Source organism: Lactobacillus sp. M0403 (assembly GCF_016101265.1).
Taxonomy (GTDB): domain Bacteria; phylum Bacillota; class Bacilli; order Lactobacillales; family Lactobacillaceae; genus Lactobacillus; species Lactobacillus apis.
Genome location: NZ_JACFQV010000002.1, coordinates 281292 through 296421 on the forward strand (window position 1 = coordinate 281292; position 15130 = coordinate 296421).

General features: G+C 35.5%; 16 protein-coding genes. 11 read left to right on the forward strand and 5 right to left on the reverse strand.

The features are described 5' to 3' along the window. Window positions 1–168: 168 nt before the first annotated feature. The 4 genes from hisS to galE all read left to right on the forward strand — a co-directional run bounded on the left by hisS (window position 169) and on the right by galE (window position 5328). Entirely contained in the window at window positions 169–1455 is a 1287-nt protein-coding gene (gene hisS, locus H3T48_RS03890) for a histidine--tRNA ligase (protein ID WP_198188593.1), read from the forward strand. A gap of 8 nt (window positions 1456–1463) precedes the next feature. Then, the gene (aspS, locus tag H3T48_RS03895) at window positions 1464–3308 is read left to right on the forward strand and encodes an aspartate--tRNA ligase (protein ID WP_074425297.1); all 1845 of its coding nucleotides are present in this window, start codon (window positions 1464–1466) and stop codon (window positions 3306–3308) included. A gap of 65 nt (window positions 3309–3373) precedes the next feature. Further along, window positions 3374–3874: an NUDIX hydrolase gene (locus H3T48_RS03900; RefSeq protein WP_198188594.1), complete on the forward strand. Its 501-nt coding sequence runs from the start codon at window positions 3374–3376 to the stop codon at window positions 3872–3874. A 431-nt stretch (window positions 3875–4305) separates the two neighbouring features. Next, on the forward strand, window positions 4306–5328 hold the full coding sequence (gene galE, locus H3T48_RS03905) for a UDP-glucose 4-epimerase GalE (protein WP_198188595.1): 1023 nt from the start codon (window positions 4306–4308) through the stop codon (window positions 5326–5328). 694 nt (window positions 5329–6022) lie between these two features. Here the strand turns inward: galE and tpx are convergent. Together tpx and H3T48_RS03915 are read right to left on the reverse strand one after the other, a co-directional pair. Beyond that, window positions 6023–6517, reverse strand: a complete 495-nt coding sequence (gene tpx / locus H3T48_RS03910; RefSeq protein WP_198188596.1) for a thiol peroxidase — start codon at window positions 6515–6517, stop codon at window positions 6023–6025. A gap of 78 nt (window positions 6518–6595) precedes the next feature. Continuing rightward, window positions 6596–7792, reverse strand: a complete 1197-nt coding sequence (locus H3T48_RS03915; RefSeq protein ID WP_198188597.1) for an aminotransferase class I/II-fold pyridoxal phosphate-dependent enzyme — start codon at window positions 7790–7792, stop codon at window positions 6596–6598. Window positions 7793–7939: 147 nt separating this feature from the next. Here H3T48_RS03915 and msrB point away from each other — a divergent pair, with 147 nt between their 5' ends. Beyond that, on the forward strand, window positions 7940–8371 hold the full coding sequence (gene msrB, locus H3T48_RS03920; protein WP_187157947.1) for a peptide-methionine (R)-S-oxide reductase MsrB: 432 nt from the start codon (window positions 7940–7942) through the stop codon (window positions 8369–8371). A 48-nt stretch (window positions 8372–8419) separates the two neighbouring features. Here the strand turns inward: msrB and H3T48_RS03925 are convergent, their stop codons facing one another. The 3 genes from H3T48_RS03925 to H3T48_RS03935 form a co-directional block, all read right to left on the reverse strand. Continuing rightward, window positions 8420–9298: a YitT family protein gene (locus H3T48_RS03925; protein WP_074425302.1), complete on the reverse strand. Its 879-nt coding sequence runs from the start codon at window positions 9296–9298 to the stop codon at window positions 8420–8422. Between the two features lie 229 nt (window positions 9299–9527). Next, window positions 9528–10073: a peptide-methionine (S)-S-oxide reductase MsrA gene (gene msrA, locus H3T48_RS03930; protein ID WP_198188598.1), complete on the reverse strand. Its 546-nt coding sequence runs from the start codon at window positions 10071–10073 to the stop codon at window positions 9528–9530. 120 nt (window positions 10074–10193) lie between these two features. Further along, on the reverse strand, window positions 10194–11021 hold the full coding sequence (locus H3T48_RS03935; RefSeq protein ID WP_046306951.1) for a pyruvate, water dikinase regulatory protein: 828 nt from the start codon (window positions 11019–11021) through the stop codon (window positions 10194–10196). A gap of 178 nt (window positions 11022–11199) precedes the next feature. Here H3T48_RS03935 and rpsU point away from each other — a divergent pair, with 178 nt between their 5' ends. From rpsU to recO, 6 genes are all read left to right on the forward strand, one after another. Further along, window positions 11200–11376 carry a 30S ribosomal protein S21 gene (gene rpsU, locus H3T48_RS03940; protein ID WP_046306945.1) on the forward strand — a complete coding sequence of 59 codons (177 nt, stop codon included), beginning with the start codon at window positions 11200–11202 and terminating at the stop codon, window positions 11374–11376. A 133-nt stretch (window positions 11377–11509) separates the two neighbouring features. Beyond that, window positions 11510–11953: a GatB/YqeY domain-containing protein gene (locus tag H3T48_RS03945; RefSeq protein ID WP_046306943.1), complete on the forward strand. Its 444-nt coding sequence runs from the start codon at window positions 11510–11512 to the stop codon at window positions 11951–11953. Window positions 11954–11970: 17 nt separating this feature from the next. Then, window positions 11971–12927, forward strand: a complete 957-nt coding sequence (locus H3T48_RS03950) for a PhoH family protein (RefSeq protein WP_198188599.1) — start codon at window positions 11971–11973, stop codon at window positions 12925–12927. Then, complete coding sequence (ybeY, locus tag H3T48_RS03955; protein WP_198188677.1) at window positions 12927–13451, forward strand: rRNA maturation RNase YbeY; 525 nt, start codon at window positions 12927–12929, stop codon at window positions 13449–13451. Before H3T48_RS03950 ends, ybeY begins: the two co-directional genes overlap by 1 nt. Continuing rightward, the gene (gene era, locus H3T48_RS03960) at window positions 13451–14359 is read left to right on the forward strand and encodes a GTPase Era (RefSeq protein ID WP_074425305.1); all 909 of its coding nucleotides are present in this window, start codon (window positions 13451–13453) and stop codon (window positions 14357–14359) included. The genes ybeY and era overlap by 1 nt, the downstream gene beginning before the upstream one ends. A gap of 2 nt (window positions 14360–14361) precedes the next feature. Then, the gene (gene recO, locus H3T48_RS03965) at window positions 14362–15117 is read left to right on the forward strand and encodes a DNA repair protein RecO (protein WP_198188600.1); all 756 of its coding nucleotides are present in this window, start codon (window positions 14362–14364) and stop codon (window positions 15115–15117) included. Window positions 15118–15130: the final 13 nt, after the last annotated feature.

Below are 15130 nucleotides of genomic sequence, written 5' to 3' on the forward strand. Positions count from 1 at the left end.
AGACCGTGGATTGAGCTGAAAAAACGGATAAAAGCTAACTGTGACCCCTTTACCAGATAATAAATCGTTTCGCGAGCGTTATTCGCAGCAGGTAAAAGGTGGTACCGTGCTAACTCAGAGCGCCCTTGATTTTATTCAAGGGCGTTTTTTTATTAGAAGGATGATTAAATGAAAGTACAAAAGCCGAAAGGAACAGTTGATATTCTGCCAGACCAATCTGGTTCTTGGGAAAAAGTAGAGCAAATCCTGCGTAATTTTTTTAAACAGGCAAATTACCGTGAAATTCGTACACCTAGTTTTGAAAACTACGAAGTTTTTTCTCGTTCGAGTGGTGAAACCTCCGATGTAGTTGAAAAAGAAATGTATGACTTTAATGATAAAGGTGGAAGACATATTGCCTTAAGACCAGAGGGAACTGCCGGTGTAGTTAGAGCTTACGTCGAAGATAAGCTTTATGCACCCGAGGTTGTTAAACCGCTTAATGTTTACTATATTGAGTCAACATTCCGCTATGAACGACCACAAGCAGGACGTCAGCGTGAGTTTCATCAAATTGGTATTGAAAGTTTTGGCTCCGACAATCCATTGGCAGATGTTGAAACAATTGTATTAGCTCATGATTTGCTAGCTAAATTAGGTGTGAAGAACTATGAATTGCACCTTAACACACTAGGCAATGAAGAAGTTCGTCAAAATTATCACGATGCTCTTGTTAACTATTTTGAACCATTAAGAGATCAATTATCCGATGATTCAAAAAGAAGATTAGAGAAAAACCCTCTTAGAATTCTAGATTCAAAAGATGAGCAAGATCAACAATTTTTGGATGACGCTCCTAAGATCATCGACTATCTCAACGATGAGGCAAAGGAAAACTTTGACAAAATTCTGGCAATGCTGGATCAGTTAGGCATCAAGTATGTAATTGATAATGATCTAGTACGTGGGCTTGATTATTATACTGGCGTGATTTTTGAATTCATGGTTGAGGACAAGAGTATTTGGCAATCTAAATCAACAATTTTGGGTGGCGGTCGCTATAATCACCTAGTTGAAGAATTTGATGGTCCTGCTACACCAGCTGTTGGTTTTGGTATAGGTGAAGAGAGACTGATGCTTGTACTTCAAAAACAAAATCCAGCACTATTTACTGATGAGGGAATTGACTTTTTCATTACTAATATCGGTGAAGGTACTGAAATTAAAACAGTAGAAATTGCACGTGCACTACGCAAGCAAGGCTTTAAAGTGCAATACGATGTTGACCAAAAGAAGCTTAAAGCTCAGTTTAAAAAAGCTGATCGAGTTCACGCTAAATATGTAATTACCCTTGGCGAAAAGGAAGTTGAAAACGAAACTTTGAATATTAAACGCCTACAAGATGGTAAAACACTAGATTTAAAGTTTAGTGATATTGAGAACATGCAAGAAAATATAGCAAAATTAAAGGACTAATATAAATAATGGAAAAAAGAACAAATTATTGTGGCAACATTACCGCTGACTATTTAAACCAAGAAGTTAATCTTTATGGCTGGGTTCAACGCGTTCGGAACTTGGGTAACCTTGTTTTCATTGATTTACGTGATCGGGAAGGAATTGTTCAAGTTGTTGTTAACCATGATTCTGGTAAAGAATTAATGGAAGCAGCAGACTCACTTGGTAACGAATACGTTATTCAAGTTAAGGGTAAAGTGGTTAAGCGCTCCAGTGTTAATCCCGAAATGAAAACTGGTGAAGTTGAAGTTGATGCCAGTGAGATCATCGTTTTAAACAAGTCACAAAACCCACCATTTGAAATTAAGGATAATATTGAAGTAAGCGAACAAACTAGATTAAAGTATCGTTACTTAGATTTGCGTCGTCCTAACTTACAATCAGCAATTATTTTGCGGGCAAAAATCTTACAAGCTACCCATGAGTATTTCGATCAAAACGGATTTATTAATATTGAGACTCCTGTATTAGGTAAGTCTTCTCCTGAAGGGGCACGTGATTATTTAGTTCCTTCGCGAATTTATCCTGGAAGTTTTTACGCTCTACCTCAATCACCACAATTATTCAAGCAACTGTTAATGGGTGCAGGTTTTGATAAGTATTACCAACTAGCAAGATGTTTCCGTGACGAAGATTTACGAGGAGATCGTCAACCTGAATTTACCCAAATTGATATGGAAACTTCATTTACTGATGAGCAACAAGTACAGGATTATACTGAGGGCTTGCTCAAAAAGATCATGAAAGATGTTATGGGAATTGATTTGAAGACTCCAATTGACCGTATTTCATGGACTGACGCAATGAATAATTATGGTACTGATAAACCTGACATTCGCTTTGGTATGTTAATTCATGATTTAAGTCCTATTTTTAAAGATAGTGACTTTAAGGTCTTTTCAGGTGCAATCGCTGATGGCGGCTTTGTTAAGGGAATAGCTGTTAAAAATGGTGCGCAGGCATATTCGCGTAAGCAAATTGAAAAGAAACAAGATTACATCAAACGCTTCCATGCTAAAGGTCTGGCTTGGGTTAAATTTGAAGATGGCGAATTTTCTGGTCCAATTGCACGCTTCTTGAATGATGAAAATCAGAGTGCACTAATTAAGGAATTTGGCCTTGAAGGTGGAGAGCTTCTTGTCTTCGTAGCTGATAAGTGGAAGGTTTGTTGTGACTCACTTGACCACTTGCGTCGTGAGTTTGCTAAAGAAACAGATATTATTCCTAAGCATGAATTTGATTTTGTCTGGGTGGTTGACTGGCCATTATTTGAATATGATGAAGGAATTGGTAGATGGATTGCTGCTCACCATCCATTTACGATGCCTGACGATGAGGGTATTGAACTACTTGATACGGATCCACATAAGGCACATGCGCGTAGTTACGATATCGTAATGAATGGTGATGAACTTGGTGGTGGTTCAATCCGTATCCATAAGCGTTCAATCCAAGAAAAAATGTTTAAAGCACTGGGCTTTACTAAGAAACGTGCCTATGAACAATTTGGCTACTTACTTGAAGCCCTAGACATGGGATTTCCTCCACATGCTGGTTTAGCAATTGGATTAGATCGTTTTGCAATGCTACTTGCCGAAAAAGATAATATTCGTGATGTACTTGCTTTCCCTAAGAATGCAAATGCCTCTGAACCAATGATGCATGCACCGGCACCTGTAGCCGAACAGCAGTTAACTGACTTAGGTGTTAAGGTAGAAGATCAGTACCGTGAAGCTGCTGCCCAAATTGATGCCAAGTTGCAAGAACAGGCAATGAAAGACTATGCATCCCATTCAACTTGGGAAGAATAAAGATCAATGAAAAGCATGAAAATGTATTTCATGCTTTTTTATTGCTTAAAAAAGGGATTAAATTAATGACTGAAAAATATCATCGTGCTTTTGGCTGTTACGGCATTATTGGTAATAAAAAGGACTTAGTTGTAATAAAGAAATTAGGAGGACCCTATATTAATCGCTATGACTTACCCGGTGGTAGTCTTGAAGATGGGGAAGAATTAAACCATGCCCTTGTTCGTGAAGTGAAGGAAGAAACGGGATTGAGTGTTTTAGATTTTCACCAAATTGGAGTAACTTCATTCAGATATCCATGGGATTACGAAAAATGGCATTTCAATCAACATATTTGTGTTTTTTATGAAGTAACTAATACTGATGGTAGTTTAGCAGCAGAAGTTGACCAGTTTGAAGGTCAAGATGCATTGGGTGCAGTCAGAGTAAGTCTAGATCAGCTTAACGTGGAAAACTCTTCACCATTAGTATTGAAGGCTAAAGAATATTTACTTAAAAGAAATTCGTTTAGTCTAGCAGATCAAACATTTAAAAAATGGCCAATACTTAAAAAAGCTGTTTTTTAAAGCAAAAAGCAACTTGCTAATGAGGTGATCCCCAAAATTTAGGACAAATTTAATTTGCATTTTTATTCCTTAATAAGCATGCCTTTTTCACCTAATTTTACTTGTACTGAAATCAATAAATCTTGTGTTTGCAACAATATATAATTATTAAACCAAAATAAACTATAAATTGCGGACTATTTAACAAAATGATAAAATTTTTTATATGAATTATTTAGAGAGAATACAGGACATACTGAGTTGTGAGTCAGCAGAAGAAGATATTTATTCATCCTGCTACAAAGATTCTAATTAGATGGTCTTTCTAAGAATATCATAGTTGATTATGTCGATAGTGGACCGGAAGTTTTTAAACTTTTTGGTAACTATAAATACTATATTGCAAGTGTTATAACAAAAATATCTGAATTTAAAATAGAGGAAAAATAACTATGAAAATAAATAAAGTTTTAGTTACGGGTGGAACAGGATATATAGGCTCCCATACAGTTTTAAGACTGTTGGAAAGTGGTTATGAAGTTACTGTTATAGATAATTTGAGCAACTCTAGTGTTGAAGTATTAGATAGTATTAAAAAATTAACGAAAAAAACTGCAAAGTTTTATAGAATTGATTTGTTAAATAAAGCAGAGCTAGAAAATGTATTTGCTGAAAATAAATTCGATGCAGTAATTCATCTTGCTGCATACAAAGCCGTTGGTGAGTCAGTAAAAAATCCGTTAATGTATTATGATAATAACTTGATTAGTACATTGAATGTATTGAGCTTAATGAAAGAATTTAATATCGATAATTTTGTATTTGCTTCATCAGCAACTGTATATGGAGACCCTAATAAAATTCCTATTACAGAAGATGAAGCGATAAAGCCTGAAAGCCCTTATGCTAATACCAAGGCTATAATTGAAAGTATTATGAAAGATTTGTCAAAGGAAAAACTAAATTCAATTAGTTTACGCTTTTTCAATCCTTTAGGTGCTCATCCAAGTGGAGAAATTGGGGAAGAGCCTAGTGGAATTCCAAAAAATTTAGCTCCTTTTATTGCTCAAGTTGCTATTGGAAAAATTGAAAAATTGAAAGTATTTGGAAATGATTATCCTACCAAAGATGGCACTTGTATTAGAGACTATTTGCATGTAATGGATTTAGCGGAAGCCTTTGTGTGTGCACTTCGAAAATTAGATGAATCTCCTAATGGTTATGAGGTTTTCAATATAGGCAGTGGGTCAGGATATAGCGTATTTGATATTGTTCATGCGTTTGAAAAATGTACTGGTAAAAAAATAAACTATGAAATTATCGGAAGAAGACCAGGGGATGTTCCAGAGTTAAGAGCTGATTCTAAAAAAGCCAATCATTTATTAAAGTGGCAGCAAACAAAGAATTTAGATGAAATGTGTAGAGACACATGGAAATGGCAATCAAGCCATCCTAATGGCTATGAAAGTAAATAACTATGATTGAATCAAATGTAGATTTTGATAATTTAAAATGGTAAAGTAACAAAATAAAAACTGTGAATTGACGCCTTATCCTTTATGAATAGCGGAAATGGACAGAATGTCTCTAGCAAATAGGGGGTATTTTGTAACATATCCAAAATTTAATACGTCTGTTAAATTTTGGATTGTAGGATTGTTATTTCCTATAATGACTTAAAAAATGCTGCAAGAATTTGATATATTTCTAAATCTAAGACAAACTTAATATTATAATTGAAGACTAACACCTGATATTCAGATTGTGTTAGTCTTTTTAGTTTTATCTTAAAACCCTAATTACTTTTAAAGATGACGAAGAAAACGCTCGCTAGCCCGTTATCTTGCTCAAAACGACCATTTTTTCCTAATTGATTAATCCTTCACTGTTGTACTTTTGTTATGAGGCATTACATTTTTGAGTTTAACATCATGATATCCATTTTCACAGCACAATTAGCCAACGCTTAGGAGATTTCTCTATGAATTGCCGTGTGTATGATTAATATTATCATAATGGGGCGCTCCTCAAAGTTACAGAATTAAAAATAATCAACAATCAAACTAAAAGGACTAACTTCCGATTAAATATCGAAAGTTAGTCCTAAGCTAGCAGCTAATATAAAGTGTCCTAATTTAGGGTTCACATCAATAGCAAGTTGCTTTTTTCTTACTTCAAATTATCTAAGAAAGCTAGAGCGGCGCTGTAATTCGGCTCGTTAGTCATTTCTTGAATTAGTTCTTGATAGATAACTTCTTGATTGCCATCAACAATCCAAATGCTTCTAGAATCAATACCAGCTGACTCAATGTATAATCCCATCTTCTTACCAAAGTCAAGCTGTTCATCTGATAGTAGTTCCATTTTAGCAACACCTTCAGTAGCACACCAGTCTTTTTGTTCTTCAGGAGTGTTAGTAGAAACAGTATAGAAGTCAATGCCTTCATACTTGTCTACTTCACCATTAAAGCGCTTGGTTGAAATACTGCAGACACTAGTGTTAATGTTTGGTACAACACTAATCAAAGTTGGCTTAGTAATTAAATCAGCCATCTTAACCATTGATCCATCAGCCTTTTTAACTTCAAAATCAGGTAACTTTTCACCAACAACAGGTGGTTGACCATTAGTTGTTAATGGTTCGTTTTTCATTGTGATTTTCATTAAATAAATCTCCCTTATATAAATAATATAACACTACATATTTTAACTCAAAAAAGAGGAGATACCCAAACAATAAGTTTATTCTTTCTCTAGAACGTCGTCCACATAGTTGGTAATTCTTTCAACTGCCATTCTCAAGTGTTCTTCAGAAGAGGCGTAGGAGAGACGAACATAGCCCTCCCCACCTTCACCAAAGTAGCTTCCAGGAACAACACCAACTTTTGCCTTATTTGCCAAATCAGTTGCAAATGCAACATCATCTGAGCCAAAATGTTCAGGGATTTTAGCAAAAATGTAGAAAGCACCTTCAGGTGTTGCCATGGTAAAACCATTCTTTTCAAGACCCGTTTGAATGATGTGAAGACGCTTTTCGTATATTGCGCGTGCTTCTTCATAGTCTTGCTCACCATCTTCTAATGCTTTAGCAGCGGCAATCTGTACGTTATCTGTTACAGAAGTAATTAAGAAGGAACTTACTTTAACAACTGTCTTCATAATTTCGGCTGGACCAGCAATATAGCCAATTCTCCAACCAGTCATTGCAAAGCTTTTTGATAAACCAGAGAGTATAAGAGTACGTTCTGGAATAATTTGCGAAAGTGAATAGTGCTTCTTGTCGTTATAGGTTAATTCCGCATATATTTCGTCACTAAGTGCAAACAAATTGTAGTCTGTAATAACCTTAGCCAACTGCTCAAGTTCTTCTTTATCATATACTCGACCAGTTGGATTTGAAGGATCAGTAATAACTATTGCCTTAGCACCTTTGCCCTCATTTTCCATTACTTGCTTTAAATGGTTAGCCGTCAAAATGAAATTATCTTCTGAAGTTTCAACTTCAACCGGAATACCACCAGCCATTTTAATAATTCCAAAATAAACGCCCCAAACGGGTGTTGGAACAATTACCTTGTCGCCAGGGTTAAGTACGGACATCAATGCAACATTCAGTGCTGCTGTAACTCCGACAGTAGCACAAATTTCATTATCTGGATTATAGTAAACACCTAGACTATCATCCAAATATCTACTTACAGCGTTTAAATACTCTTTCTTACCAGCCTCAGGTGCATAGTGTGAGTCATCACTTTTTATATCTTCAATCGCGGCTCGTTTTATGCGTTCGGGTGTTTGAAGATCTGGCTCACCGACAGTCAGTTTAATAATTCCTGGAATCTGTGAAATTTTATTGCTGAAGGCACGAATTTCTGATTTTGGAATTTCATTAATCTTTTTGTTAATTGTATTGGATAAACTTTTTGCTAAAGTTGGCATAAAAACGAACCTTTCTTAATTTTTTTATTCAGATACAATTATAACCTAGTATCGTTCGAGGAAAAGTATAAATTAACATTAATTTATTAAGCTTTATGACTGGTTATTAAAAGAAACTTTGTTATAGTTGATTTAGAAGGTGAAAAAATGGATCAAGAAAAGAAAAACGAAAGACTAAAAAACCTGTCAAAAGACCAATTTGAAGTTACTCAACACGCCGCAACTGATTATCCTTTTAAGGGCAAGTACGATGATTTCTATCAAAAGGGCATTTACGTTGATGTCGTTTCCGGAGAACCTCTGTTTTCTAGTGAAGATAAATATGATGCTGGCTGTGGTTGGCCAAGTTTTACAAAGCCAATAAAAAAATTAGTTTACAATCGCGATCAGTCGCTAGGCATGGAACGTACAGAAGTAAAGAGTCCAGACGCTGACTCACATTTAGGACACGTATTCAATGATGGGCCAGTCGACCAAGGTGGTTTGAGGTACTGCATTAATTCATCGGCTTTAACTTTCATTCCATATGATGAACTTGAAGAAAAAGGCTACGGTGAATACAAGAGGCTTTTTGACTAAAAAGGCAATAAAAAACTGCATTTCAATTATTGAAGTGCAGTTTTTAGTTTAAACAATTTCTTGTTCCTTAAAGCTACCATATACTTTTTCTACTTCAGTGACACTCATGAAAGCATAGGGATCACTTTTCTTAACGATTTGTAAAACGTCGTACATATCGTAACGATCAATGACTGTAATCAAAACTTTTTTCTCAATATGACTGTAGGCTCCTTCAACATCATGAAAAATTGTGATCCCACGGTGCATCTTTTCCTGAATACCATCAATAATTGCCTGAGGCTGATCAGTGACAATTGTAACTTGCAATTTTTGATGTTGGGTATAAATTGCATCTATTACTCGTCCGTTGATAAAAATTGTCAAAGCAGAATATAAGGCGCGATTCCAGCCAAAAGCAAAGCCCGCCGCAGCAATAATAATCAAATTGATCATAATGCTAACCTTACCGTAGCTTGCACCGGTTTTTTTCCGAATCACAATGCCAATAATATCTAGTCCACCAGTTGAAATCCCGTTCTTTAGTGCAAATCCGGTTCCCATACCATTGATCATGCCACCAAAAAGTGCACAAACTAATGGGTCTACATGCATATCTATTGGATGAATTACACGCATCATAATCGAGCCCAAGATGACTGTGATTATTGTAAACAAGGTGAATTTATGACCTATTTTAAGCCATGCAATTAAAAGTAATGGTAAGTTTAACGCAAAGTACATTACAGACGTTGATAAAGTGAAGGGTAAAAAACGTGAACTCAGCGTATTAATCAACTGTGCAAAACCGGTAATTCCCGATGAATACATATGGCCAGGTTGCCAAAAGAAATTTAAGGCAATTGCAACTGCTAATGAATAGAAAAAAGAAGCGGAGATTTTGGAAAGTAGACTGTAACGCCTATTGAAAGTATCTAGTTTGTCCATTAAATTTTGAGTCCTTTATAGTTTATTTCATAATTTAGCAACATCAATTCGGTCATAATATCAGTTTCAGCAATTAATTTTAACAAAAAAGCAACCAGGTTTTAGACTGATTGCTTGATAAATGCAAAATTGCTTTTAGCTTAAGCTCACTGAACTTTATCTAAAACCGTTGCACTTTATACTAACACTATTATTACTTGAAATAATCTCAATTTCTAAGATTTTAAAATTAATCTTGCCAATGTTCTTTTATAAAGGCATCACGACCACCGGATTCTTCTAGTTGGTATCTAAGTGGATCTTTTTTATAAAAGTCTTGGTGATATTCTTCAGCTGGGTAAAAGGGACTAGCCGGTTCAATACTTGTGACAATCGGATCAGAAAATTTATTACTATTTTGTAAATCGGCCTTAGATTTTTCAGCTGCCTCTTTTTGCGCAGGAGAATTATAAAAAATTACCGGACGATAATTATCACCACGATCTTGAAATTGACCGGAAGCATCAGTAGGATCAGTTACTTGCCAATAGTATTGTAGTAATTGAGCATATGGCATAATTTCAGGATCGAAAGTAATCTCTACCGCTTCAGTATGTCCAGTTGTTCCAAAGCAAACTTCTTCATATGTTGGATTAGCAACGTGGCCACCGGTGTAGCCAGAAACAACTTTTTTGATTCCGGGTAAGGAGTCGAATGGCTTTACCATACACCAAAAACAACCACCAGCAAATATTGCTGTATCAAAGCCGTGATTGTCAGATTGTTTGTTAGTCATATGTTCACACTTTCTTTTTAAAAAGCACTTAAATTGATAATTAGACTAATTGTATTTCAAGGAGCAATAGTCCGCAAGCAATAGGGTTTACGTAAGAATTCAAAATAGCTTCAATATTAATTAGTCTTCGATACCCAAGTGGTCTAAAATCAAAGCAGCAGTTTCTTCTATTGATCGATGGGCAACATTGATGACAAAGCAGCCCAATTTATCGTAGAGCTTTTGAGCAGAGTCAAGCTCAGCCTTAATTGCATCAGTATTTGAATAAGTGGTATCTGGGTTTAAGCCATAAGAAATCATTCGCTGACGTCTGATTTCGTTTAGAACAGATAAATCATTTGTGAGACCAATAATTTTCTTTGGATCCACCTGATATATTTCTTTAGGAATATGAGTATCAGGAACTAAAGGAAGATTAGCAACTTTCAAATTTTTATTTGCTAAGAACAGGGAAAGTGGGGTTTTGGAGGTTCTTGAAACGCCCAATAGCACAACGTCAGCTTCCAAAAATCCTTTCGGATCTTTACCATCATCGTACATAACTGCAAATTCCATCGCAGAAATACGATCAAAGTATTTTTGATTCATTTTATGTTGCGCACCAACTTTCATTTGTGGACGAAGTCCAGTAACCTTTTGGATTGCTTCGACAGCAGGGGAAAGAATATCGATGCTCTCAATATGATGTTCACGTACAAACCTAATAACTGGAATCTGCATTTCATCTTTTACTAAACTGTAGATGAGAATTAGATTTGGATATTGCTCAATTTCTTTAAATGTTTCTTCAAGCTTTTCCTTGCTAATAATAAATGGGTATCTACGATAGTTGATTTCTGCATCTGGGAATTGTGCTGCAGCAGCAACTGCATTATTAAACGCTGTATCTCCCGCAGAATCGGAAATAATTACTATGTTAACTTCTTTTTTTGGTGTATTTTCAGCCATTATTTGCTCCTTTTTTATTTTAATTATACATTTTAATAAAAATCTTTTACAGATTTAGTAGAAAAAAATAAGAAATCGCAAAAAATATTGCTCTTTTGTATTGACCGTGGAGGATGGTTTGATATAATTGATATAAATGTATGGCGGTAACGTCAAGAAATGGAAGGAGGGATCACATATGGCCAAGACAGTCGTTCACGAAAACGAGTCTATTGATGATGCTCTTCGTCGTTTCAAACGTTCCGTTTCAAGAAGTGGTACTTTGCAAGAATACCGTAAACGTGAGTTTTATGAAAAACCTAGTGTCCGCAGAAAGCTGAAATCTGAAGCAGCTCGGAAGCGTAAGCATTATTAATAACCAAAAACTTCTATCAAGTTGATAGAAGTTTTTTTGTGCCACAAATACTAGTTTTATTGCTAATTTGCTAATCATTACTTATAGAATTTGGTATAATTTAGCTATACTTTTTAGAAAGAGGGAGTTTACTTTGAGTTTATCTGAACAAATAATGTCTGACATGAAAGAAGCAATGAAATCTCGCGATAAGATTAAATTGAATACCGTAAGAATGATTAAGTCTGCTTTAATGAACGAAAAGATTAAGGTTGGTCATGATCTTACTCCAGATGAAGAACTAACAGTTCTCAACCGTGAGAAAAAACAACGTGAAGAATCAATCGAAGACTTTACAAAAGCTAAACGTGAAGATTTAGCTGAAGATACTAAGAAAGAACTTGCTGTTGTTGAAAGCTATATGCCAAAGCAACTTTCAAAAGAGGAACTTGAGGACCTTGTTACTGAATCAATTAAAGAAGCAGGTGCAACAAGTAAATCTGAATTTGGCAAAGTAATGAAAGTGCTCATGCCAAAAATTAAGGGTAAAGCTGATGGTAAAGTAGCTTCTGACGCAGTTCGCAATCACCTTAACTAAAGAAAAGGAGCAATTATTTGGCTCAAACTACTTTTATTCCTAAAAATGCTGAAAATATTCAAAAACTTGTAGGGGTTAATGATAGAAACTTAAGCATACTGGCTGAAGGATACGATACAACAATTGTTGATACCGGAAATCAAATCGTGATTGAAGGTAGCGATGACAATATTAAAAAGACGATGGCTGTTTTGAAAGCTCTTGACAACATTGTTAGTGCTAATATTAATATTAGTGCTCCAGATGTTGTTAGTGCAATGAAAATGGCTGAAAAAGGCACAATTGAGTATTTCCCTGATCTTTACAAACAAATTCTAATTCGTGATGCTAAAGGTAAACCGATTAGAATCAAAAATATGGGACAGAAACAATATGTTGAAGCGATTGAAAAAAATGATGTTGTTTTCGGTATCGGTCCAGCTGGTACTGGAAAGACTTTTTTGGCAGTTGTCTGTGCAGTAGCAGCTTTCAAAAAGGGTGAAGTGTCTAAGATTGTTCTTACTAGACCAGCCGTTGAAGCAGGGGAGTCACTTGGCTTTTTGCCTGGTGATTTGAAAGAAAAAGTTGACCCGTATTTGCGTCCAATCTATGATTCTCTCTACTCAATTTTGGGAACAAACACAACAGATCATTTAATGGAGCGTGGAGTAATAGAAGTTGCACCTTTGGCTTATATGCGTGGCCGTACACTCGATGATGCTTTTGTAATTTTAGATGAAGCACAAAACACGACTGACGCACAAATGAAAATGTTTCTAACTAGACTTGGCTTTAATTCAAAAATGATTGTTAACGGCGATATGACGCAAGTCGATTTACCTGGTCGTCAACGTAGTGGCTTAATTGATGCTCAACATATCTTAAAGAATATTAGTCAAATTAAGTTTATTCATTTCTCAGCTAATGATGTTGTAAGACATCCAGTTGTTGCTAAAATTATCAGTGCGTATGAAAAGGAAGAAGAAAAACATTGATTACACCAATCGATATTACCTATAACGATGAGGTTGGCTTTTTAAAAGATAGTAATGAAAATTGGGAAGATTGGATTTCTCAGCTTTTGTTACTTGCAAAAAATGAAATTAGCAAAGACACCAATTTAGAAATGAGTATTAATTTTGTTGACGAAAAGCGTAGCCAAGAAATTAATAAAAAATATCGTGGAAAAGATCGCCCAACAGATGTAATTTCATTTGCCATTGAAGATGGTGGCGATAATTTGGATTTGGCTATTTTCAGCGACGATCCTGAATTTCGCGAAGACATCGGTGATCTTTTTATGTGTCCTAGTGTAATTAAGCGTCATAGTGAAGAATATGGCACGGGCTGGAATCGTGAATTTGGCTATACACTTGTTCATGGTTTCCTACATCTTAATGGTTTTGACCACATCGATCCAGCGGAAGCAAAAGAAATGTTTGGCATTCAGGGCAAAGTTTTGGAAACTTATGGCTTGCCATTATACCCTGATCAATTGGACGAAGGCAGAGGTAAATAATGTCTCAAGAAACAAAAAATAAATCAGGTTTTGTAGCCCTAGTTGGGCGACCAAACGTTGGCAAATCGACTTTGATGAACTTTTTAGTTGGTCAAAAAGTGGCAATTACTTCTAATAAGCCGCAAACAACCAGAAACAAGATCTCCGGTATATATACTACAGACGATATGCAGGTTGTCTTTGTTGATACACCAGGAATTTTTAAGCCACATTTAGAACTTGACGACTATATGGATAAGGCAAGTCTTTCAAGCCTAAAAGATGTCGACTTAATCTTGTTTATGGTGGAACCAGAAAAAATGGGGCGCGGTGATGAGTATATTATCGAACAGCTTAAAAAAGTAAATGTTCCGATCCTTTTACTTATAAACAAGGTTGATCAAGTTAATCCTAATGAACTTTTGCCAATAATTGATGAGTATCACAAGCTTGATGTTTTCAAAGAGTTTTTACCAATATCTGCTACTCAAGGCATTGGAATTGCTGACTTGATCGAAGTACTGCGCGAATATTTGCCTGAAGGGCCAGATTACTATGATCCCGAACAAATTACAGATCGTCCTGAGTACTTCATGGTTGCTGAACTGATTCGTGAGCAAATTTTAAAATTGACTGCTGAAGAAGTTCCACATGCAGCTGCTGTTTGGGTTGAACGAATGAATCAACATGAAAATAACAAGCTACAAATTGAAGCAACTATTTATGTTGAAAAAAGTGGACAAAAAGGCATCATCATTGGTAAGGGTGGTGCCATGTTAAAACAGATTGGCATCAAGTCTCGCAAACAAATTGAAGAACTCCTAGGTGAAAAAGTCAATCTTAAGTTATGGGTGAAAGTTCAGCGAAACTGGCGCTCTGATCCAAGATTTTTGAAGCAAATCGGTTATAATTCCAAGGATCTTTCGTAAAAATGAGTAAAGAGCTAAAAGAAGTACAAGGAATTATCTTTAAGCGTCAAAAATTTCATGAGGCAGACCTTTTAGCTAAAATAATAACTAAAAATAGCGGGATTATTACAATGATTGCTCGTGGTGCACTTAAGCCTAAGTCTAAATTAGGTGCGAGTCTGCTTAACTTTTCTTATGGTACATATGTGATTGTTTCTTCTGGACAAGGACTAAGCAATCTCCGCACCTATAAAAATGTTAAGCAGTTTGACGGCATCTTTAATGATCTAACCAAAAATGCCTATGCCTCATTTATTTTAGATTTAGTTGACCATGCTTTTGTTGAGTATCAGGATTTAGGTAAGTACTATGAATTAACTAGTCTAGCTCTTACAAAGATCAATGATGGTGAGGATGCTGAAATGATTACTCAGACAATCCAAATGCAACTTTTAGCAGCTTATGGAGTTGAACCTGAACTGCGTCATTGTGTGATTTGTGGTAAAGAGACTGGTGACTTTGATTATTCAATTGTTAAGGGCGGAATCATTTGTAGCAATCACTTCTATACTGATGCTACCCGCTTGCATTTGCAGCCAAAAGAAACTGCAGTTCTAAGAACGATTGGCTTAATTCCATTTTCACGTTTAGGCACAATAAAAATTAATCAGGATACAAAAAAAGCTACACGAAAAGCAATTGATCGAATATATCAAGAAACTATTGATTTAAACTTAAAGACAAAAAAGTTTCTTGATGAGCTTAATTTATTTACCTAATCCTTTAGATTAA